Origin of the sequence: Paenibacillus xylanilyticus (genome assembly GCF_013359935.1) — a bacterium.
In the GTDB taxonomy this organism is placed as follows: Bacteria; Bacillota; Bacilli; order Paenibacillales; family Paenibacillaceae; genus Paenibacillus; species Paenibacillus xylanilyticus.
This window is the reverse complement of the sequence record NZ_JABMCB010000190.1, coordinates 1-19,303: the sequence shown is the minus strand read 5'-3', so window position 1 is coordinate 19,303 and position 19,303 is coordinate 1. Positions and strand designations below refer to the sequence as shown.

Here is a 19,303-nt window from a genome sequence, read left to right as displayed (position 1 = left end):
AAATAACCTCAATGTTGGCTGCGTGCGTAACTTTTTCCACGAAAAGCAGTCTATTAATAGTAGAGTATACTAGGGATCTGGCTGTTCCCTGCCTTCTGGCAGGACACATGATGTCTAAGATTGATATACAAGATGGGAGAGACGTTTCAAACATGCTGGGGAAACATGGGAAACAGCTGGAAGACGTTAAAGGCAGTAAGGCGAAGAAATGGGCAATCGTGACGCTGGCAGGTGTAATCTGGATTGCACCGGTCCTGGGAGCAGGGCAGCAGGTCTGGTCGGGAACAGCGTGGCAGTCGGTAGCCGCTGCGGCATCTACAAGTACAAGCAAGTTAAGTGAGGAAATTCTGACTTCCGGTGCGAAGTTGATGAAATACAAATATACAACCACAAGATCCGGCTCAAAGGTGAATGTACTGGCTGACGTGATCCAGGTGGATTTGCAAAACCCTTATGTGAAACTTGATGTAATGACAGGTAAGGGCGGTAATCTGAACAGCAAACAAAGCACAGGCGGCATGGCCAAAGAAAATGAGGCAGTCGCAGCCGTGAACGGCGATTATTTCAACGTATCCGGCGAGCTCGCTCCAATCGGTGGACAGGTCTCTGACGGGGTTCTGATATCCACACCTTCGGAACTGAAGGGTATGTATGCTCTGACAGTGACTAAGGATGGCAAACCGATGATCGACGAATACTCTTTTGACGGTACGGTGAAGGCCGATGATGGCTCAACGTTTGCTTTGCGTGGAATTAACAAGGAGGACTATACGGTAGAATCGGGCTCGGTCAAATACAGTCACGCCAACTCGATGTATATTTATACATCTGCGTGGACTTCAACCAAACGTCCGAATGATCCTTCTACAACACCGACAGAGGTGCTGGTGCAGAACGGCGTCATTACGCAAATTTCCGACAAAAAGGCATTAGACATGACGGTGCCGGAAGACGGGTACATTTTACGTGCGCACGGAACAGCAGCTACCTGGATTATGACTCATCTCTCGGTTGGACAAACGCTTAGTGCGGACTACAAGCTCGTAGCCAAAACAACGGGACAATCGGTGGATCCAAGTAATCTGGACATGATGATTGGCGGTCATACGATCCTTGTTAATGGAGGAAAAGCGGCTACCTTCTCTCGGGATATCGCATCATCCGGCATTGGCGGCATTCGTGCGAGAACAGCGGTAGGTTATTCTCAGGATGGGCGGTATGTCTACATTATCGCGGCAGAAAAAAACAGTAACAGCAGCGGCATGTCGCTCACGGAATTACAATCCTTCATGACCAGCATCGGAGTATGGAAAGGCATGAACCTGGATGGCGGCGGCTCCACCACCATGGTGACACGTCCGTTGGGCGAGGAAACCGCAGGTCTGACCTTCAATACAGAGTATGGTACGGAGCAGCGTCAGGTCGTAAACACGCTGGGCGTATTCTCTACGGCTCCGGAAGGCAAGCTGAAAGGCTTTGCAGTAAGTGGCAGCCAAACGCTGCTGGTAGGACAGGAAGGCAAGTATACAGCCAAAGGATATGACACCTATTACAACCCGATTGCAACAGGTGATATCAAGCTGACATGGAAATCAAGCAACAATGGTATCGTGAGTGTGAGCAATGGCGTAATTAAAGGGGTTAAACCGGGAACGGCTACATTGACAGCAACAAGCAATGGTGCTTCTTCTTCCATTAAAGTATCGGTACTAGGAGGAAGTGAACTATCCTCTCTGACTGCTGGATCTGGCCTCGGTTCACTCAAAGCGGGAACCACCATGTCCATCCCTGTGACTGCAAAAACGAAAGACGGACAAAGTGTAACGGTTCCGGCAGAATCGCTGACGTGGGAGTTTATCGGCTTCAAAGGTAAAATTGCAGGCGATCAATTGACTGTGTCTTCTGTAACTCCAGGTGCACAAGTTGGATATGCGATCGGCCGTTATGACGGCTACAGCACCGTTGTCGTCCTCACGGCTTCGGACAGTGAAACCGTCTGGGAGAACTTTGAGAATGTAAGCTATCCGATCAACTTCACGACGAACGCGACTGGCGTGACTGGTTCAGCTTCCGTAACAGCGGGTACAGGTGAAAAGGCTGGCTCCAAAGTGCTGCAGTTGAGCTATGACATGACGGCTGGCACTGGGAAAATGTATGCTTATGCCCAATTGAATGGTACAACGGGTAGAGAGGTATCTTCTGCTGCGACATCGATGTCAATGGACGTCATGGGTGATAAGAGCTTGAACTGGCTTCGCGCAGAGTTTACCGATGCAAACGGGAAAACCGTTTATGCCGACCTCGCGAAGGCGATCGACTGGAGCGGGTGGAAAAAGGTGAATGTGGACCTAAGCAGTCTGAACATTGCTTATCCGGCCAAGCTGAAACGGGTCTATGTGGTCAATGTGGAAGAAGGACAGGATGAACGGGCGATGACAGGTACCGTTGCATTTGATAATATTGCTTTCACGATGCCATCGAAATCCAGTGAAGTCGGACTGCCTACCGGAACAGCTTCCCTGGTACTTGGGCAAAAATCGATGACCGTGAACGGAACAAAAACGGCGATTGATGCAGCACCAGTGCTGAAAAATGGTACGACGTACGTCCCAATCAAGCATGTACTGGATGCTTTTGGCGGACAGGCAAGCTGGGATAGCAAAAATCAGCGGATCACCGTCATTCGCGGCGGAAAGCTGATCGACCTGGTCGTAGGTCAGAAAGAATTCATCTTGAATGGAAAAAGACAAAGCGCAACAGTAGCCCCATATGTATCCGGAGGTAGGACTTTAGTCCCTCTTCGACTCGTTTCCGAGCAACTTGGATTGACTGTAAAATGGGAACAGAAAACGAAGACCGTTACCATCTCATCGTGATATGGTATGATATATACCGGAAACGATAGAAATGGAGTCGAACTAACGTGGATTTACAAGCCGATGCCATAGACCGCGTCATCAAAAACGCCATACAAGTCATGGAAAACAGCAAATATCAAATGTTCGAAATCATGGACTCGACCCGTGAGGAGCTAAAAACTCTGAACGAGGAGTTGAAGTCGGTTCTGAAGGAGACGGCGGAAACGATCGAGAAAGTAGATCAATTGGAGCTGAACTACCGCCGTTCCCGGATCCGTCTGACTGAGGTTAGCCGTGACTTCGTCCGTTATTCCGAGCATGATATCAAACAGGCGTATGAGAAAGCGACGCAGTTGCAGCTGGACCTGATGATTTATCGTGAGAAGGAAATGTATCTGAAGGCCCGTCGGGATGATCTGCAGAAGCGTGCCAAAAATGTGGAAGCTTCTGTGGAGCGTGCCGAGACGATTGGTTCGCAGATGGGGGTCGTACTCGAGTACTTGTCAGGTGAACTGGGTCAGGTGACCCGAATCATAGAGTCTGCCAAGAATCGACAAATGATTGGTTTGAAAATAATTTTGGCCCAGGAAGAAGAGCGGAAGCGCATTGCACGTGAGATTCATGACGGGCCTGCGCAGATGCTCGCCAATCTAGTACTTAGGACGGAAATTGTAGAAAGAATGCTCATTAAGCAGGATTTTAAGATGGTTCAGGCCGAAATAGTAGATTTGAAAGGCCAGGTTCGTTCCAGTCTTGAAGAAATGAGAAAAGTAATATTCAATTTGCGTCCTATGGCACTGGATGACCTGGGATTGATTCCAACGCTTCGGAAGTACGTGCAGGATTTTGAGGTAAAAACAAAAATCCGCTCGATTTTTGAAACAAGAGGCAAGGAACACCGCTTGTCTTCTGCAATGGAGGCTGCGATCTACCGCCTCGTGCAGGAAGGTCTGTCCAATGCTGCAAAGCATGCTTATCCCACTCATGTTGTAGTGGAAATTACATACCAGGCTCAGCTCGTCAAAATTGTCGTTCAGGACAATGGGCTTGGCTTCAAACCGGAGCTTCTTGCGAAGAAAAGCAAGGATCATTCTCACTTCGGTCTGATTGGGATGAGAGAACGGGTTGAACTGTTAGAAGGAAGAATAGAGATCGAATCCGGAGAAAATCAAGGAACGAAAATCGTGATTCATATCCCGACAAACGTGGATAAGGGAAAGGAGTAGCAGGATGGAAAACCGTGATACTGGTAATACATCAATTAAAGTTCTTTTGGCTGATGATCATCAGCTGTTCCGTGAAGGGCTGAAACGCATTTTGAATATGGAGGACGACATTGAGGTCATCGGCGAATGCGGCGATGGGATTCAGGTGCTTGAATTCTGTAATCAGGATAAACCGGATATCGTTTTGATGGATATCAACATGCCTGTAGAGAACGGGGTTGAAGCGACGGAGAAACTGCGTGAGCTGTTCCCGGACGTCAAAGTCATTATTTTGTCCATTCATGATGATGAAAGTTATGTATTCGAAACATTGCGTAAAGGTGCCAACGGATACTTGCTGAAGGATATGGAAGCCGAGTCCCTGATCAATGCGATTCGTTCCGTTCATGAGGGGCATGCGTTCATTCACCCTAAAGTAACAGGTAAACTGATCATGCAGCTGCGCCGGATGACGTATCTTAATGAAACAGGTGCGATGAGTGAGGGTGCTTCGAAAGAAGCTGGGGTTAAATTTGTCGCTGGCGACAACAACCCGCTGACTCGCCGTGAGGCAGAAGTACTTCGCCTGATGGCTGAAGGCAAGAGCAATAAGATGATTGGTGAATTCCTGTTCATCAGTGAGAAAACGGTGAAAAACCATGTCAGCAGCATTCTGCAGAAGATGGAAGTGGATGACCGTACACAAGCCGTTATTAATTCCATCAAGTATGGCTGGGTTACGCTCTAATTCGATATAGGAGATTTTAACTTATAGAATTTCGCATGACATTATAGATCTCTGTTCACTCGCGCCCGTTCCGAATTGCCCGGATTGGTCTGCGGGTTAATGGACTTTACCACTGCACAAGAGCAGAGTGTGAAGCTGTGCTGAACAATTGTTCAAGCTTAGGTTTGAATGAGTGAATGACCTGGCCTGTCTCTCGCCTGATGTCATCAGAAAGAAATATGGCGCTTGGAATGTGCAGGTGTAACCCTTTCAGGAGTACGGCATATACTGTCGTATACAGGGATGTTCGCCATGGGTGAGCATGACCTTCCGAGGAGGTGCAGTTGCCATGGTTGCTCATCTGACTATGATTCTGCTCATATACTTCCTGGCGGCAGTGGCCGTTCATGCCATGCACCAGCGTCATCTTTCTCGTCCGGAACCCGAGGGTTACGAGCAGATTCTGCTCATTCCTTCCAATCAGGAACAGCAGATCGAAGGCGTTGTAAGAGCACTTTGCCGGGAGCTGTTTTACCGTGGAAAGAGCTTCACATTGACAGTCGTTGCGGATCGTATGGAATCGGAAACAGTACGTATTATTGAAAAGCTGATGCACAGGCAGGGGATGGAGCCCTCGTACCTGTCATCCGTACCACCTGATATGGAACGTTCCACGCAGGATGGATACCGTGCATTTCGCCTGATTGATCTACGTGAGGCAGAGCATTGATGAATTGAAGACCGAACTGAATTGGTTTCGATAGATCCACATGAAGATTGCAGCTCAGGCTGTAATCTTTTTTGTTCATTGTAGCCAAGTCTGCTGTTAAATTAAAAATGGGTTTTTATGCAATCTATGGTTAATGTCGGTATGATGAATTGTTGGATTGGAAGTAAGAAGCGATTCGAAACCGTAAATCTTAACTTAAAAGTATAGACGGATCGGATTGGAAAAAGTTTCGCTTTTTAAAAGAGAGTTTTGGGGGATTCGCCAAATTGGTAAAATGGGACTATAACGTGAATTTGGCATCACAAAAACTTGTCCTGCATAAGAGCAATTGATATAGTAAAAAGACAAAAGGATAAGACATTGGACGAGATCAGGACATGAAGCACATGCTCCGGCGAACAGCCGTAAGCATGTGCTTTTTTTGCGTTTCTAGGAAGTCCATTACGAGGGGGAGTTCGGATGAAAGTTGCGTTATATGTGTGCCGATTCAGGGAGGGGTGGAGAATGCTGCTGTCTTTGGATATTCGGGTAGATGTCACCTGGTGGCTGGAAGGAGCAAGTGGGAAGCAGGTGCTGAACTGGTTGTTGTTAGATGAGGCGCTGCCTTTAAGTCAGGCGTCTTGGCTTGTTGAACATTTTGAGAGGGAGCGAGGGATGGATCAGTGGAATACAGGGCACTGGCACGCATATATACGGCGTAAAGTGGATGAATATGAAAAGCTGTCAGGGGAACAGGAAGTAAGAAGAGAAAAAGCAGGCCTGGCAGGAGGGGCGATGATGGCTGCTGCTGAACGTAGGGCTGGGACAAGTGGGATGGCTGCTGCCCCAAGTGGAGCTGGGGTGGGCGGGATGCCTGCTGTCTATCCCGCCGAAGGGTGGGCTCAGCTGGAGCGTGGCGCTGCCCTGCTGGCTGAGCGGCTTCGCGGCCGCCAATTGCTGGCGGCCGAGGCAGAGGCGCTGCTGGCGGACACCGTCCCGCAGCTGGCCTCCTGGCGCGCGGCTGCGCAGCTCGCGCGACTGTACGGGCGGCTGAGCATCACAGCCGCCCTGGAACTGGCCACGCGCCGCCGGCCCGCGTGGCTGAGCGCGCATGGCGCGCCCCGCTGCCGCCGATGCGGCAGCGTTGCCAGGCAGCGCGTGCCCTGCGCTGCCTGCGGCCTGGCGGCGTGCGCCTACTGCGAGGCTTGCCTCGCGCTGGGGCGCAGCCGTGCCTGTGCGCTGCTGCTGCGCAGTGCAGCGCCTGTGGCCGTGCAGGGCACGGCCGCTCCCTCCACCGACGGCGGGCTCGCCCGGTGGGGGCTTAGCGCAGCGCAGAGCGCGGCAGCTTCTGCGGCGCTGGCATATTTGTCCCGGCCTACCTCCGCAAAGGATGGGCCGGGGCGGTTCTTGCTGTGGGCCGTGACCGGGGCCGGCAAGACAGAAATGGTCTTTCCTTGTGATGGATAAAGTACCGCCATTAAAGGGTTTTTGAGGCCTTTATTTTGTCTTTGACCACATATTGACCACGAGATTCTAAATTCCATCCATCAGCTCATCGAACTTTTTGGCCGCTTCATACTTTGTTGATTTGGTGATATGCATGTATATTATTCGAGTGATTTTATCATCTTGGTGACCAAGGCGCTCCATTATGGCTTCGAGGCTCACCTTTGCTTCTGCTAGGAGGGAGACATGAGTATGTCTCAGTGTGTGCGGCGTGAGTTTTAAGTTTAAACCACTAATCTTAGTAAAGCGAGGCATCTTATCACCTAGAGTTTTTTGTAACTCAGGGTATCCAGGGTGTTTTGAGCGATTCACAAAAATAAAATCATGCTCTACATATTCCTTCATTCTGCTCATTTTAAACTTTTTTTGCTCAGTGCGGAGATCCTTTAAAACTTTTAACACTTTTTGAGTAACTGTAATAACTCGCTGAGAGCCTGAAGTTTTTGGTGTTTGCAATTTGAAGTTTCGAGTATTGTTGTTTACATTGTAAAGTGTTTTTGTAATACTGATCGTTCCCTCATCAAAATTCACATCTGACCACTTTAGAACGCAAAGCTCGCCTATTCTCATCCCGGTATATGCCAAGACAAACAGTTGTGCATACTCTTGGCGAGTTATTTTCGACTTCAGCTTTCTTAAATACTCTTTAAGTTGCTCTTTTTCGAGATATACTGGCAGGCCATCGCCGCTCTCTAATTCTTCAACAGTTTTCCTTTTGACTGGCACAATGGAATACCTTGTAGGACTGCTTTTAATTATTTCCAACTCAACAGCCTTGTTAAAAATCAGTTTTCCAGTAGCATGCGATGCCATAATGGTTTCTTTAGAGTATCCATGAGAGTGTAGATCAAAAAGCATATCTTGATAGTTTTTGCGGGTTATATCTCGTAATGGGATATATGCGAAGTACTTCATAATCCTATTAATACATACCCTGCGGACATCAACAGAGCTTTCTTTAACTTTACCTGATGCAGCATACATCTTAAGCCACTCAGTAGAGAAATCTTTAAAAGTAACATCCTTTTCATGAACGTATGTTCCTTGCGAATATTCATACTCTACAATCCGTGCAGCATTTTCTGCTTCCTTCTTCGTAGCGAAACCACTAACTGTCTTTTGCTTTCGTTTTCCTGTTTGTGGATCAATACCAACATCCACGGTAAACGAATATTTTGCTCCGCACTTGCACTTGGATTTTACTGTGGGCTTTGGTTTGCATTTGCAACCCCTAAGTCTTATGTATGCCATTTAAATACCCCCAGAGTTAATCTTGACTATAAACATTAAAGTGACCCATGTAGACACCGCACACTTTGATTTCATTGGGCAAAGCTGTAATGGTATCGAAGTTTTCGTTTTCTGGAACTAAGGATATAGCTGGTACACCTTCGGACCATTTCATTCTCTTCAAAACGCCTTCTTCTGAATCGTTTAATAATGCAGCTACTATCTGACCATTATTCTCAGCCCATGATGATTTTTTCATATAAACTATATCCCCGTTGTTAATGCCTGCGCCGATCATAGAATCACCTTTAACGCGTAATGCAAAGTCAGGCTGTCTTTTATTGGGGAATGGATAGTAAATATATTCTTCTATATTTTGGTCAGCTAGAAGTCCGTCCCCGGCACATATCGTTCCAACTAAAGGTATTCTGTTAGGTGAAGACATAGGCACTTCAATTGCTTCGCCGTAACTAGGATCTATTCTATGTTTAGGTACATCAAGTGCTAATGCCAGTTTTTGAACATTGCCCGGCAAAGCAAGGGAGCGTGCATTAAAATAATCCGAAAGAGTACTAGTTGGTATTCCTGTTATTTCACTTAACTTCCTCTGAGAAAGCTTCTTTTCTTTAACTAGGGCTTTTAAATTATCCGCTATAGCTTCCCTAATTTTCATTTCAAACTCCGTGTGTTTTCCGCGTTCCAACGTCTCCACTCCTTAAAAGTAATCGTCGTCTACAATATATGCCCAATTATATCCGAACAAAACCGAAAAGAAAAGGAAAAATCCGAAAAATATCGGTTGACTATCCGAAAAAAATCGGATATATTTGTGATGTCAACGCACAGCAACAAGGCAGGGGGTGGTCAACATAGTTGATCAAGAGACCATGACGGAAGTCATGTCCATGTTGACATTAGAAGCTGCCCGAGTGAATTGCGGGTTGAATCTTGTTGATGCAGCAAGGTTATTCGGTATTCACAAAGACACATTGTGGAGGTACGAACAGGACTCTACACGAGTATCACGGGAATTTATGATTAAAGCGAAGGAGGTTTACCAGCAGCCGCAAGGCCGTATTTTTTTCGGTAAGAAATCCGAATTTTTTCGGATAAGAAGTCCGGAATCTATAAGAAGGGATGATTTCAATGAATTCGACAGCGTTACTTCCAAACAGTTTAACTGCTAATGACATCCATGCTTTCACAAACATCAAGTTAAGAACCGTTTATGACCTGATGAACACAAATCCTGAGAACGGTGGTATACCCGTTTTCAGGATTGGACGGTCGCTTTACTCTGACAAAGAAGAATTCATTACTTGGTGGGCACTGGCAAAAGAGAGAGGCAGAAAAAATTATTCGGCATAAGGAAGGTGAGATAAATGAATAATCAACTACAAGTTATTAACCACAATGGTTTCCGCGTTTTGACTACAGCCCAATTAGCAGATTCTTTTAATGCTGATTCAACTGTAATCAGCAACAACTTTAATCGTAACAGAGAACGTTACACCGAAGGGAAGCACTTCTTCCTGCTAGAAGGAAGCAACCTTAAAAGATTTAAAACGATTCATCAAAATGATGATTCGTCAAATCGCATTAACCGTCTTTATCTATGGACTGAAAAAGGAGCTTGGATGCATGCCAAGTCATTAAATACTGACAGAGCATGGGACGCATACGAAATACTTGTTGACGATTATTACAGCGTCAAAGAAACACAATATTCATCACAGGTATTAGACAAGGATGCTGCCTTAGCAATAGTTCTTCGCAAAACAGCAGATATGATGGTTCAGTTCCCAGAAATCGAAAGCCGCTTGGAACGTGTCGAGAACAATACAACAATCAATTACGGACAGCAAAGACAATTAGCTCAAGAAGCTAACCGGGTTGTTATTTCTGTTCTCGGAGGAAGCGATTCAGCTTCATACCGTGACCGTAGCTTGCGCAACAAGACGTACTCCGCATTGTGGAGAGATCACAAAGATTACTTCCAGACCAACTCAATGCGTGACACTTTGGTCAAAGACTTTGATAGAGCATTGGACAGGGTGAGCGCGTGGGCGCCACAGGGAAGATTGCTCAGGGAAATTGAAGAAGCCAACCGGCAACTAGCATTTTAAGGGAGGGAGAAATATGACGATTGATCGTCTTAATGAAAGAATTGCTATGAAGAAGCGGCTGGATCACTTGGTTCGGCTGCAAAAATCGGACCCGGTAACAGCGAGCTGGTTTGATGAATCTATTGCAGAATTAATGGCGGGACTTCGCCAGATGGAGGGGCAAGCATGACAGAAGCAAAGAAAGAACGGTTGCGTAGGAACTTACGTGCGCAATTGCTCGACACTTATAACAAAATGCTTGATACAGATGACGTTGAGAAGCTCGCGGATTATCGTTTGAAAACATTCCGAATTCAAAAGCTACTGAAAAGGGTTGAAAATCCGGTAGACGATCGGGAGTACGTTACGAGGGGCAGCTTGGTGGGATATTGCATGAACTGTGAGGTGCCGATTTCGCGGTACAGCATTCTGAGGGTAGAGAATAATGGCTCAATGTTCTGCTCCGAAGGGTGCCAAGCTCATTATAACGAGATCTGCGGACATAAAAAAGCGGCTGCGTCTCACGAACGCAACCGCCATTCAAACCACTTTTTTAATTCATTTGCAGTAATCATACCAAATTATCAGGTATTGAGCAAGTAAGTCGCCACGACCTAAGCGCGGGAATTAAACAGCCGCGAGAAAGGATTTACAACATGACGATGAATCAACTGAAATTTGATACGGGGTTCTTCATGGCCCCGAATGAAATATTTGATGATATAGATACGAAAACGCATGAAAAATTGGTTTATTTGTACCTTTGCCGTTGTGCCAACAACGCAGTAGCGTTTCCGAGTTTTCAAAAAATAGCGGATAAATGCTCTATGAGTCGCCGTAAAGCAATTGATTGTGTGGACTGGTTAATTGACCACGAGTTACTAGTTAAGCATACCCGCCGAACGGACGGAATTAATGAAAGCAACATATACGAAATTTTGCGACCTAGTGCACAGCATGCACCACGGGTAGTGCAGGATATGCACCAGGGTAGTGCACAGGATGCACCACGGGTAGTGCAGGATATGCACCAGGGTGGTGCACAGGATGCACCCTATAAAGAACTATCTATAAATAACTCTTTTAATAAAGAACTAGATATAAAGAAAGATAGTGTGTCTCCTACGGAGAAACACGGTTATCCTACCGAATTCGAAGAGTTTTGGAGAGTCTATCCTAAATATAGAAAAAAGGATAAAGCAAAAACTTTTACTCTCTGGAAAAAGAAAATAAAGGCAGCTGATCGTCAAAGCCTTATTGCTTGTACCGTACAATACGCATCGGATCTTAAAACGATTGGAATGGATGGAGAGTATTCAAAGGCTCCTTCAACATACTTGAACGCTGAATCATGGAAAGATTATCTGCCGGGAGGAAATGACGATGAAAGTGGACGAGCTGGATCTATCGCCGGAGGATCGGCAAACGCTAATCAATACAATGAAAATAACCAAGCATACACCAGCAGCCAGGGTGCAAAAGTCTCCGATGGGGAAGGTGCTTCGGGAGCTGAACGAAACATCTATGGCGATCGATCCGCTTCAACCGGTTCGGAGTACGACAAGTTTGTTCGCCGCTAATGAATTTGAAGGCACATATAGTTGCCTAGGATGCAAGAAGACAATAACCCGGACTTTGTTGTCCGGGGATGTCCTTGGCGGACGGTGGGGCTTAAACAAAGCATGTTCATGTGTAGAGGCGGAGCGTGAAGCAGAGGAAAAGGAGCGGGTGCGAAAGTATCGGCGTGGGCAACTTGAGAAAATCTATGCCCGAAGCATCCTTAACGAGACTTTGAAACAAGCCAGCTTTGACAGTTTCCAGCCAAGACCTGGAACGGAGAATGTCTTTAAGGCAGCTTTAAATTTCTATGAAAACTTTGAGTCCAAGAAACAAGGCGTCATGTTTTATGGTCCTCCAGGGAACGGAAAAAGCCATCTGGCGGCGGCTATTCACCACAAACTGAATCAGGACGGCTGGGTATGTCTGTTTCTGGATGTACCACAATTATTCAATCTAGCAAAAGACACATATAAACAAGGTTCCAAAGTTACCCTCTCAGATATTATCCGCGGTGCAGCGGAGTGCGACTTGCTTACATTGGACGAGCTGGGTAGTGGAGCCCTAACCGAAACGGAATTCAAAGACATTTTGTTCCCGATCATAAACGCTCGGCAAGGGAAGCTGACCAATTTCACAACGAATCTTGACTTGAATCGATTGGAACAATGGTTTGCTCGTGATAAGAAAGGATCACCACTTGATAAGGACGGACGCTTGTTTGACCGGATTCTGGGCAGCGTTGATATATACGAGAATCAAGGAACTTCAAAACGCAGAGAAGATGCTTTGCGGAGAATGAGAGGTGAAGCGTAATGACACAAGGAAACAGAGGGATGTCATTCGAGGCAATTATAGACCTCACAAATCAACGGTATGACCGACTCAATCTGGCGGTTGTAAATAAACGGGCCACTCCAGTAAAGGTTCTAAGGATAACCAATGGACGGATTACATCAGGTTATTACGAACAACCATCTACGGTTGATTATGACGGATTGATTCCGGGAGGCCGAGCAATCGTGTTTGAAGCCAAATCTGTTGCGAGTCTTTCAAGGTTTGATTTGAAGAATTTAAAAGACCATCAAGTAGATTATCTACTGAAATGCCACAAAATGGACGGGATTGCTTTTCTTCTTGTGGAGTTTGTGAAGCAGAACAAAATATATTTACTCCCTTATACAGCCTTGCGTTATTACTGGACGGCATATAAAGCGAAAAAGGGATCTAGCAGCATCAGCATCACGGACTTTGAGATTCACGCGTACGAGGTTCCAAAGACAAGGGTACCCGTAGATTACCTGTCTGTAGTAAACAAACTGTGGCAGGCGACAGGGTCATGATTATCACATGTTATCAATGCACGTCAGACATGGAGGAAGTAAGAACGGACGTCTTTAAATGTCCGTTCTGCGGGTATCAGGTAAGGCAGTTGTCTTTATCGCCAGAGATTACACAGGCGGATATTGAAGCAGCTGCCGCGAACGACATTGGTAAAGGGCACGTGGTTGAACGGGTGAAACGCTACAATTGGCCGATTGAAGAGGCGATAACGGAAACGGTTCGGAAGCATGAGAAACATGGGAACTGGCCGGAGATAGCTGAAAAGAATGATATTGCCAAGCATACGTATTATGCCAGGGTGAAAAGCGGCTGGAGCCATGAACGGGCTGCAACGGATAAAGTGGATAAAAAAAAGACTCCTTATAGCAAGAGAGGTGTTACACAGTGTTGAAAGACTCTGGTTGGACTGCAATGAAAGAAATTGCTACGGCTAACAACGTTACTCATGCAGCTTATTTGAAAAGAAGATATTCCGGGTACTCGCCGGAAGAAGCTGCAAGCAGCAAAGAAGACTTAAAAGAAATTCGCACCATTAAGACTGAAAAACAGGCGGAATCATCAGAACAATCCATGACCAGGCAGGACGCGCTTCAGGAGATTGACAGAATTTTGATTTCAAAATGTGACCCATGCGAAACAAGAATTAAGCTAAGTAATCGGTCAACTCAATTAACTAATGTATGCAATAACGAATGCCCGGTAGGAAAGCAGATTCAAGAATTGGGAAAGCGCCTGAAAGTTGCTCCCAGAAGATCAGTTTTAGAGGATCGAAAAACAAATAGGGGATAGGGAGGGGATAGGCAACATGATAAAGATCCTCGAACTGTTTGGAGGCATCGGAGCTCCACGAAAAGCACTGATCAATCTCGGGGTGGAGCATAAGTCTATTGATTATGTCGAGTGGAATGAGAAGGCGGTAAGGACTTATAACGCAATGTTTGACCATCGATATAAACCTGAATCAGTGGTTGGTTATAGCCTTCAACCGGATATATTAGTTCACGGTTCTCCGTGCCAGGACTTCAGTATTGGAGGCAAACAATACGGCGGTAATGTAGAGGACGGGACAAGAAGCTCCCTTATGTTTGAAACTATCAAGATTATTGAAAATTTCGGTGTTTGGAAACCGAAAGTGGTCATCTGGGAAAACGTTAAAAACGCATTATCTAAAAATATGGTGAAGGCATTCAATCACTATTTGAGTGATATGGAGAAATTGGGATACACAAATTCATATGAAGTGCTAGATGCTCGTGATTTCGGTATTCCTCAAGCAAGAGAAAGACTATTCAACATCTCATTGCTAGACAATAAATATTTTGATTTCACCAAATTAAAGAAGCGGCCCATGAAGCCAATAACGGAACTGTTGGAAAAGGAAGTAGATGAAAAGTACATTGTTACCCAACCAAGCATGGTCCGCAAGTTGCCCGGCATGCCGTTAGTAAGTGGAAATTTCGGCGGACGGATGTTGGAAGAAATAAAAGAATATGCCTACACGATAACTACTAAGCAGATGCGATGCCCTAATAGTGGAGTTGTGAAAATGCAAGATGGTCGATATCGATATCTGACGGAACGAGAGTGCTTCAGGCTGATGGGCTTTGATGATAGTGATTTTGAAGCAGCTTTAAGGGAACACCCATCAAAAGAAGGTTGCTTAAACGGAACTCTATACCACCAATCGGGAAACAGCATAGTTGTCAGTGAACTGGAGGCTATCTTTGAAGTAATTCTTGCTCAAGACTTCATAGAAGCACCGGAAAAGCAGATGGAACTTGCATTATAGCACCACATATCTGGGCTAGGCCCACCAAAGGAGAGATAACACACATGATTACATTCAAATGGAACGATGAAGATAAAAAAGAAGAATTCTTGGATGAGATCCGAATGGTATTTGCTAGTCATGGAATTGAAGCTGAATGGAAAGACATCGAAACATACAAGAGAAATAAAGACGCTGTTGTCACATTGGTATTTAAAAACGTAGTCGAATAAATTTGAGGTCATAGGGCCTCTTTCCCAGGGAGGATATAACGCACATGGCAGTCATTCATAAATACCCGATACAGCCATCCGAACAGATTCAGCACATAGCAGTCCCATACAGAAGCAAAATCGTATCCTGCGGTGTGCAGGATGGTCAGATGGTTGTGTGGGTGATGAAGCTTGATAGTGAATCCCACATAGAAAATACGACTTCACTGCGGTACATGGTAGTCGGTACTGGTTGGGACATTGATGACACTGAGTATCATCCAAAGTTCAGAGGTACTCTTCAAATTGATGGGTATGTATGGCACGTAATTGAAATGCAAGACATTCCATTTTAGGGAGGGTATATAGATGTCCAAATTTATGGCATGGGATTGGGACGGTGGTGAGTTCATTCCACTAAAGACTGATAACGTGGTCGAAGCTATTTATATGGCATGGAACTATGAATTTGATGTTTATGAAGTTAACGGACAGGATAAAGAATTAATTTTTAGTGGTCGCGAAGACAATGAATGGAACACAGAAATGCTCGTAAAATTCGGAATAAGATTGATCGACCATGAAAAGCATCGGCACTTGCAAAACATTGAAACATGTGAGATTTACTATGCTGATTGGGAGGGATAGACAGAATGGAACTGTATAGATTGCGTTTTAATACAGCGAATAAAAATGCTGAGGAAATTAAATCAAGGTACGATGCTGGATTTTCTCTACCACCACAAGAAGTGCTGGAAAATATGGCTCAAGCTTTCCGCAACTTGAATGGAACAGAAGTTGTGGGTGCTGTTTGGGGATACAGTCCAGACAACTACAGCCTTTATGGTTGGGAAGACAACGATGATGAAAGATTCAAAGAGTTCATTTATTGGATAGAACAAGACGCCTTATTCGGCAGTTACATTGATGATCGAGAGAGATTTGATGCTGATTGGAAAAGCGGAAATTACGAACCTGCTGCCGCAATGCACTTTGATAAAAAAGACTTCATTGTTATTGAGAAAATAAAACGTAAATCATTGGCCGAAGGCGGCCAATCGGCTGAATAAACTTAACGAAGTGGAGGCCGGATCAGGTCTGGTCTCCCCAAATAGGAGGATATACAAGATATGAGCCAATTCAAAAACAAGTATCGCAAGATAAGAAATCAATTCAGCCGCGAACTACGTGAGGCAATGCAAACGAATGCAGCCTTGGCAATGCTCTGTATCGTCACTTATGAAGCGAGTAAGCACAGAACGCATATCATGAAAATTTGGTCAATGAGCATTAACCATCCAAGTTTTCAAGAAGAGTACAAAGCGAAATTGATAGGGAAACATTTGACTGGTGAAAACGATATTTTCAGATCACTCATTTTCACGGTTCCAGAAATTGCAATCAAGTATAGATGGAAAATACCAAGGGATATGGCGTTGGGTGATGCGTACGGAGTGGCATTGTCAGTTTTGTTGGCTCCCAAGGAAGGAGCGGACACGGATGTTCAGTAACTTTGGAGCATCGTTCAGATTAACTCTCGATGATATAGAAAGAGCTCGAAAAATTGTCGATGATTACGTATTAAAGAGGTCAATGTTTCTAACGGAAAAAGGGTTTAGTCAGGATGAGATTAGTCTCCTGGAAGAACTTGATGGTGAAGATTATAAATACGCGAGACCATATCAAACTTATTATAGTCGCTATGATCGGTTGGTATTTGGATGGATTACGGTTGAGGAAATCAAACAGGATATAAAAGATTACAAGGAGGAACAAGCATGAGAAAATTCGGCTTAAACTATGACGATGCAGTGGCTATCCAGGCATCACTATTAGATGGATTGAGCGCTCAGAATATGGTTTATAAATTTTCGAGCCACGGCTTATCATCTACTGAAAAGCGGAATGCCAAGGACGAGATGAGACGTTGCATGAAGAAAATCGCATATCTCAACAGCTTCACCAAGGCCAAGAGTAAAGCGGAATTACGGGAGATAGGGAAGTTGGTGGTGGAATGAAAAACCGAGTAGCTGGTTTGATAAATGAGTGGGAAGGCGTATCTCAAGAGGATCTAATTGAATTATTGAAAGAGAAAGACCAGGCGTTGCAGGCAATCACTGATGTTAACTACCAGTTATCATGTGAGCGGGACTTATTCCGGCGCGAAGCCGATCATTATAAAGCAAGATGCGTTAAATTTCAGGTTGATGAGATGCGGCGAAAGCGGGCAGGCGGTGAAATCAAATGACCCAACTCGAAGCGAAAACACATTGGGAATGGACAGAAAAAGCCGTTGAGGAAAATAAGTTTCAAAGTATTGTGGCGGGAACACCAGTTTGGGATAATTACAAGAAGAAGGCACCAAAACGTTGGTTGGATGAAGGGTTAATTCGTGAAGCTGAAACAGAAGAGGTGCCAGCAGGACAAGCTACATTTGATTTTTAGGAAAGGGGCCATATATGGGGGCTGCGGTGTATCAAATGGAATTTTACGAGAGCATAACAAAGGATGAACGGAATGAAGTGAAGTTGCTGCTGAAACGTTATCCTAAGTTGTCCCGGATCGTACCGGAATTAAGAAGCAGACCTCAATTAACACCGAAACAACAACAGCGTCTGGATGAATGGGGTCCGCTGGTTGATGAAATTAATGTTGCATTCGGTTTGATTATAGATGATGAAGTGAAACAAATATTTGAACATAGATACATGAATGGGATGAAATACTCCAGTACAATCGATAGGTTTTGGGACAGGCACCGCAGAAGTGAGAAGACCATTGACCGCAGGATTGCTTTGGGAGTGGACACCATTGCCGAACACTTGAAACTTTGCGGAATCATCGGAAAAAGTGACGGTAAACTGACGGTGATTTGACGGTGATATGGCGGTGGTTTGACGCCAAAGTGACGGTTGATGAATTATACACTAGGCACATAGAGAGGAATTGACCCTCTCCGGTGTGCCTAGTGCCCGTTATCGCGCTTGGACTCGGCTGTGCTGTGGGACTTGATGTCCTTAGACGTGGATCGTCAAGGGTGTGGCGTGGGGATGGGGTTAGATTCCCCACAGCTGCTCCATCCGGGCGGGATATAAATACGGACAATATGCGACCGTAACGCATGGACCTTGCGTCCCGTACGATTGAGTACACATTACGGGTTCTGCGCACTCTTACGAGTGTGCTTTATGGCCTTCAAGGGAAACGTTGGGTTCGAGTCCCGACAGGCCGGATAAAATTTTCTTGATAGTCTTTGGAGTCATTCGGAGGGTTAACCGGGTGGCTCTTTTCTTTTTAACAAGGAGGTGGTAGCCGGTGAACTTCGTACAGCCGATCAGGGACCCGGCTGTCATTGACGGAATAAAAGAGTTCCTACGGTCGGAGAGCGAACGCAACTACATGATGTTCGTATTCGGAATCAACACGGGCCTGCGCATACAAGACATGCTCAAGTTGCGTGTGAGAGACGTTCAGGGCGAACACATAATATTGATCGAAATGAAAACAGGTAAGAAGAAATGGATTAAGATCACAGCCACGTTACGCCGTGAGTTGAAGAAATACACGGAAGGCATGGAACAAAATGAATACCTGTTCCCATCCAGACAAGGCGAAAACAAGCCAATCAAACGCGATATGGCTTATAAGATCATGCGCAAGGCTGCCAAACACTTTGGCCTGGTCGATATCGGAACGCACACAATGCGCAAGACATTCGGCTATCACATGTATCAAAAGACCAAGGATATAACGCTCGTGCAGACGATCCTTAACCACTCTGACAAAGCCATTACAATGCGCTATATCGGAATGGACCAAAACCGGATGGATGATGCAATGAGTCGCTTTGGACTCTGAGTTATACATAAATAACGAGTGTATAACTCATTTTCAGAAAACAGGATAAACCCTTGATATAACTAAGAAATTTCAAGCCATGCCAGTTATGCAAAATATATAGATATGAATAACTCATTGAGGAAGAAGGATGAGCATGGAAAACGAAAAGCTTGATAGAGAAGCGCTCCAGAAAAAGATCGCTTCCGCCTATGGCATTCCGCTGGTGTATTTGAAGCAGGCTG

29 protein-coding genes are annotated in these 19,303 nt (G+C 45.3%); 27 read left to right on the top strand and 2 right to left on the bottom strand.

Features of this window, described 5'->3' with window-relative positions:
• Positions 1–152: 152 nt before the first annotated feature.
• The 5 genes from HP552_RS17175 (at position 153) to HP552_RS17155 (ending at position 6,966) form a co-directional block, all read left to right on the top strand.
• Entirely contained in the window at positions 153–2,876 is a 2,724-nt protein-coding gene (locus tag HP552_RS17175) for a stalk domain-containing protein (protein ID WP_175396644.1), read from the top strand.
• Between the two features lie 47 nt (positions 2,877–2,923).
• Positions 2,924–4,084: a sensor histidine kinase gene (locus HP552_RS17170; protein WP_175396643.1), complete on the top strand. Its 1,161-nt coding sequence runs from the start codon at positions 2,924–2,926 to the stop codon at positions 4,082–4,084.
• Positions 4,085–4,088: 4 nt separating this feature from the next.
• Complete coding sequence (locus HP552_RS17165; RefSeq protein ID WP_175396642.1) at positions 4,089–4,811, top strand: response regulator transcription factor; 723 nt, start codon at positions 4,089–4,091, stop codon at positions 4,809–4,811.
• Positions 4,812–5,106: 295 nt separating this feature from the next.
• The gene (locus HP552_RS17160; protein ID WP_175396641.1) at positions 5,107–5,520 is read left to right on the top strand and encodes a hypothetical protein; all 414 of its coding nucleotides are present in this window, start codon (positions 5,107–5,109) and stop codon (positions 5,518–5,520) included.
• A 504-nt stretch (positions 5,521–6,024) separates the two neighbouring features.
• Complete coding sequence (locus HP552_RS17155; protein ID WP_175396640.1) at positions 6,025–6,966, top strand: hypothetical protein; 942 nt, start codon at positions 6,025–6,027, stop codon at positions 6,964–6,966.
• 66 nt (positions 6,967–7,032) lie between these two features.
• Here the strand turns inward: HP552_RS17155 and HP552_RS17150 are convergent, their stop codons facing one another.
• Both HP552_RS17150 and HP552_RS17145 read right to left on the bottom strand, forming a co-directional pair.
• Complete coding sequence (locus HP552_RS17150) at positions 7,033–8,256, bottom strand: site-specific integrase (protein WP_175396639.1); 1,224 nt, start codon at positions 8,254–8,256, stop codon at positions 7,033–7,035.
• Positions 8,257–8,272: 16 nt separating this feature from the next.
• The gene (locus HP552_RS17145) at positions 8,273–8,938 is read right to left on the bottom strand and encodes a LexA family protein (protein WP_175396638.1); all 666 of its coding nucleotides are present in this window, start codon (positions 8,936–8,938) and stop codon (positions 8,273–8,275) included.
• 184 nt (positions 8,939–9,122) lie between these two features.
• On the opposite strand from HP552_RS17145, the gene HP552_RS35045 reads away from it, so the two are divergent.
• From HP552_RS35045 to HP552_RS17045, 22 genes are all read left to right on the top strand, one after another.
• Positions 9,123–9,422 (top strand): helix-turn-helix domain-containing protein, encoded by a 300-nt coding sequence (locus HP552_RS35045; protein ID WP_312884316.1) that lies wholly within the window; start codon positions 9,123–9,125, stop codon positions 9,420–9,422.
• Positions 9,382–9,603: a helix-turn-helix domain-containing protein gene (locus HP552_RS17140; RefSeq protein WP_246310940.1), complete on the top strand. Its 222-nt coding sequence runs from the start codon at positions 9,382–9,384 to the stop codon at positions 9,601–9,603. The genes HP552_RS35045 and HP552_RS17140 overlap by 41 nt, the downstream gene beginning before the upstream one ends.
• 14 nt (positions 9,604–9,617) lie before the next feature.
• Positions 9,618–10,361, top strand: a complete 744-nt coding sequence (locus HP552_RS17135) for an ORF6C domain-containing protein (protein ID WP_175396636.1) — start codon at positions 9,618–9,620, stop codon at positions 10,359–10,361.
• Between the two features lie 13 nt (positions 10,362–10,374).
• Positions 10,375–10,530 carry a hypothetical protein gene (locus tag HP552_RS17130; protein WP_175396635.1) on the top strand — a complete coding sequence of 52 codons (156 nt, stop codon included), beginning with the start codon at positions 10,375–10,377 and terminating at the stop codon, positions 10,528–10,530.
• Positions 10,527–10,943: a hypothetical protein gene (locus tag HP552_RS17125; protein WP_175396634.1), complete on the top strand. Its 417-nt coding sequence runs from the start codon at positions 10,527–10,529 to the stop codon at positions 10,941–10,943. The genes HP552_RS17130 and HP552_RS17125 overlap by 4 nt, the downstream gene beginning before the upstream one ends.
• A 53-nt stretch (positions 10,944–10,996) precedes the next feature.
• On the top strand, positions 10,997–11,920 hold the full coding sequence (locus HP552_RS35040) for a helix-turn-helix domain-containing protein (protein ID WP_246310939.1): 924 nt from the start codon (positions 10,997–10,999) through the stop codon (positions 11,918–11,920).
• Complete coding sequence (locus tag HP552_RS35395) at positions 11,829–12,713, top strand: ATP-binding protein (protein WP_312884315.1); 885 nt, start codon at positions 11,829–11,831, stop codon at positions 12,711–12,713. Before HP552_RS35040 ends, HP552_RS35395 begins: the two co-directional genes overlap by 92 nt.
• Complete coding sequence (locus HP552_RS17115) at positions 12,713–13,240, top strand: Holliday junction resolvase RecU (RefSeq protein ID WP_175396632.1); 528 nt, start codon at positions 12,713–12,715, stop codon at positions 13,238–13,240. The genes HP552_RS35395 and HP552_RS17115 overlap by 1 nt, the downstream gene beginning before the upstream one ends.
• Positions 13,237–13,632 (top strand): hypothetical protein, encoded by a 396-nt coding sequence (locus HP552_RS17110; RefSeq protein WP_175396631.1) that lies wholly within the window; start codon positions 13,237–13,239, stop codon positions 13,630–13,632. Before HP552_RS17115 ends, HP552_RS17110 begins: the two co-directional genes overlap by 4 nt.
• On the top strand, positions 13,626–14,030 hold the full coding sequence (locus tag HP552_RS17105) for a zinc-finger domain-containing protein (protein WP_175396630.1): 405 nt from the start codon (positions 13,626–13,628) through the stop codon (positions 14,028–14,030). Before HP552_RS17110 ends, HP552_RS17105 begins: the two co-directional genes overlap by 7 nt.
• Before the next feature lie 16 nt (positions 14,031–14,046).
• Positions 14,047–15,030, top strand: a complete 984-nt coding sequence (locus HP552_RS17100; protein ID WP_175396629.1) for a DNA cytosine methyltransferase — start codon at positions 14,047–14,049, stop codon at positions 15,028–15,030.
• A gap of 44 nt (positions 15,031–15,074) precedes the next feature.
• Complete coding sequence (locus HP552_RS17095) at positions 15,075–15,242, top strand: hypothetical protein (protein WP_175396628.1); 168 nt, start codon at positions 15,075–15,077, stop codon at positions 15,240–15,242.
• Positions 15,243–15,286: 44 nt separating this feature from the next.
• On the top strand, positions 15,287–15,577 hold the full coding sequence (locus HP552_RS17090) for a DUF7352 domain-containing protein (protein ID WP_175396627.1): 291 nt from the start codon (positions 15,287–15,289) through the stop codon (positions 15,575–15,577).
• Between the two features lie 13 nt (positions 15,578–15,590).
• A complete protein-coding gene (locus tag HP552_RS17085; protein ID WP_175396626.1) occupies positions 15,591–15,869 on the top strand; it encodes a hypothetical protein in 279 nt (92 codons plus the stop codon).
• A 5-nt stretch (positions 15,870–15,874) separates the two neighbouring features.
• Positions 15,875–16,291, top strand: coding sequence for a hypothetical protein (locus HP552_RS17080; protein WP_175396625.1), 417 nt, complete (start codon positions 15,875–15,877; stop codon positions 16,289–16,291).
• Positions 16,292–16,351: 60 nt separating this feature from the next.
• Entirely contained in the window at positions 16,352–16,732 is a 381-nt protein-coding gene (locus HP552_RS17075) for a hypothetical protein (protein WP_175396624.1), read from the top strand.
• Positions 16,722–17,003: a hypothetical protein gene (locus HP552_RS17070; protein WP_175396623.1), complete on the top strand. Its 282-nt coding sequence runs from the start codon at positions 16,722–16,724 to the stop codon at positions 17,001–17,003. The genes HP552_RS17075 and HP552_RS17070 overlap by 11 nt, the downstream gene beginning before the upstream one ends.
• Positions 17,000–17,239, top strand: coding sequence for a hypothetical protein (locus HP552_RS17065; RefSeq protein ID WP_175396622.1), 240 nt, complete (start codon positions 17,000–17,002; stop codon positions 17,237–17,239). The genes HP552_RS17070 and HP552_RS17065 overlap by 4 nt, the downstream gene beginning before the upstream one ends.
• A complete protein-coding gene (locus tag HP552_RS17060) occupies positions 17,236–17,469 on the top strand; it encodes a hypothetical protein (protein ID WP_175396621.1) in 234 nt (77 codons plus the stop codon). Before HP552_RS17065 ends, HP552_RS17060 begins: the two co-directional genes overlap by 4 nt.
• Positions 17,466–17,666, top strand: a complete 201-nt coding sequence (locus HP552_RS17055; RefSeq protein WP_175396620.1) for a hypothetical protein — start codon at positions 17,466–17,468, stop codon at positions 17,664–17,666. Before HP552_RS17060 ends, HP552_RS17055 begins: the two co-directional genes overlap by 4 nt.
• Before the next feature lie 26 nt (positions 17,667–17,692).
• Complete coding sequence (locus HP552_RS17050) at positions 17,693–18,097, top strand: hypothetical protein (RefSeq protein ID WP_175396619.1); 405 nt, start codon at positions 17,693–17,695, stop codon at positions 18,095–18,097.
• Positions 18,098–18,536: 439 nt separating this feature from the next.
• The gene (locus HP552_RS17045; RefSeq protein ID WP_175396618.1) at positions 18,537–19,079 is read left to right on the top strand and encodes a site-specific integrase; all 543 of its coding nucleotides are present in this window, start codon (positions 18,537–18,539) and stop codon (positions 19,077–19,079) included.
• The last annotated feature ends 224 nt before the right edge of the window (positions 19,080–19,303 follow it).

What these genes read in the sequence shown, in the direction of transcription:
- HP552_RS17175 (WP_175396644.1), top strand. Translation starts at nt 153, where the DNA reads ATGCTGGGGAAACATGGGAAACAGCTGGAAGACGTTAAAGGCAGTAAG.
- HP552_RS17165 (WP_175396642.1), top strand. Translation starts at nt 4,089, where the DNA reads ATGGAAAACCGTGATACTGGTAATACATCAATTAAAGTTCTTTTGGCT.
- HP552_RS17155 (WP_175396640.1), top strand. Translation starts at nt 6,025, where the DNA reads ATGCTGCTGTCTTTGGATATTCGGGTAGATGTCACCTGGTGGCTGGAA.
- HP552_RS17150 (WP_175396639.1), bottom strand. Translation starts at nt 8,256, where the DNA reads ATGGCATACATAAGACTTAGGGGTTGCAAATGCAAACCAAAGCCCACA.
- HP552_RS35045 (WP_312884316.1), top strand. Translation starts at nt 9,123, where the DNA reads ATGACGGAAGTCATGTCCATGTTGACATTAGAAGCTGCCCGAGTGAAT.
- HP552_RS17140 (WP_246310940.1), top strand. Translation starts at nt 9,382, where the DNA reads ATGAATTCGACAGCGTTACTTCCAAACAGTTTAACTGCTAATGACATC.
- HP552_RS17135 (WP_175396636.1), top strand. Translation starts at nt 9,618, where the DNA reads ATGAATAATCAACTACAAGTTATTAACCACAATGGTTTCCGCGTTTTG.
- HP552_RS17130 (WP_175396635.1), top strand. Translation starts at nt 10,375, where the DNA reads ATGACGATTGATCGTCTTAATGAAAGAATTGCTATGAAGAAGCGGCTG.
- HP552_RS17125 (WP_175396634.1), top strand. Translation starts at nt 10,527, where the DNA reads ATGACAGAAGCAAAGAAAGAACGGTTGCGTAGGAACTTACGTGCGCAA.
- HP552_RS35040 (WP_246310939.1), top strand. Translation starts at nt 10,997, where the DNA reads ATGACGATGAATCAACTGAAATTTGATACGGGGTTCTTCATGGCCCCG.
- HP552_RS35395 (WP_312884315.1), top strand. Translation starts at nt 11,829, where the DNA reads ATGGGGAAGGTGCTTCGGGAGCTGAACGAAACATCTATGGCGATCGAT.
- HP552_RS17115 (WP_175396632.1), top strand. Translation starts at nt 12,713, where the DNA reads ATGACACAAGGAAACAGAGGGATGTCATTCGAGGCAATTATAGACCTC.
- HP552_RS17110 (WP_175396631.1), top strand. Translation starts at nt 13,237, where the DNA reads ATGATTATCACATGTTATCAATGCACGTCAGACATGGAGGAAGTAAGA.
- HP552_RS17100 (WP_175396629.1), top strand. Translation starts at nt 14,047, where the DNA reads ATGATAAAGATCCTCGAACTGTTTGGAGGCATCGGAGCTCCACGAAAA.
- HP552_RS17095 (WP_175396628.1), top strand. Translation starts at nt 15,075, where the DNA reads ATGATTACATTCAAATGGAACGATGAAGATAAAAAAGAAGAATTCTTG.
- HP552_RS17090 (WP_175396627.1), top strand. Translation starts at nt 15,287, where the DNA reads ATGGCAGTCATTCATAAATACCCGATACAGCCATCCGAACAGATTCAG.
- HP552_RS17085 (WP_175396626.1), top strand. Translation starts at nt 15,591, where the DNA reads ATGTCCAAATTTATGGCATGGGATTGGGACGGTGGTGAGTTCATTCCA.
- HP552_RS17080 (WP_175396625.1), top strand. Translation starts at nt 15,875, where the DNA reads ATGGAACTGTATAGATTGCGTTTTAATACAGCGAATAAAAATGCTGAG.
- HP552_RS17075 (WP_175396624.1), top strand. Translation starts at nt 16,352, where the DNA reads ATGAGCCAATTCAAAAACAAGTATCGCAAGATAAGAAATCAATTCAGC.
- HP552_RS17070 (WP_175396623.1), top strand. Translation starts at nt 16,722, where the DNA reads ATGTTCAGTAACTTTGGAGCATCGTTCAGATTAACTCTCGATGATATA.
- HP552_RS17065 (WP_175396622.1), top strand. Translation starts at nt 17,000, where the DNA reads ATGAGAAAATTCGGCTTAAACTATGACGATGCAGTGGCTATCCAGGCA.
- HP552_RS17060 (WP_175396621.1), top strand. Translation starts at nt 17,236, where the DNA reads ATGAAAAACCGAGTAGCTGGTTTGATAAATGAGTGGGAAGGCGTATCT.
- HP552_RS17055 (WP_175396620.1), top strand. Translation starts at nt 17,466, where the DNA reads ATGACCCAACTCGAAGCGAAAACACATTGGGAATGGACAGAAAAAGCC.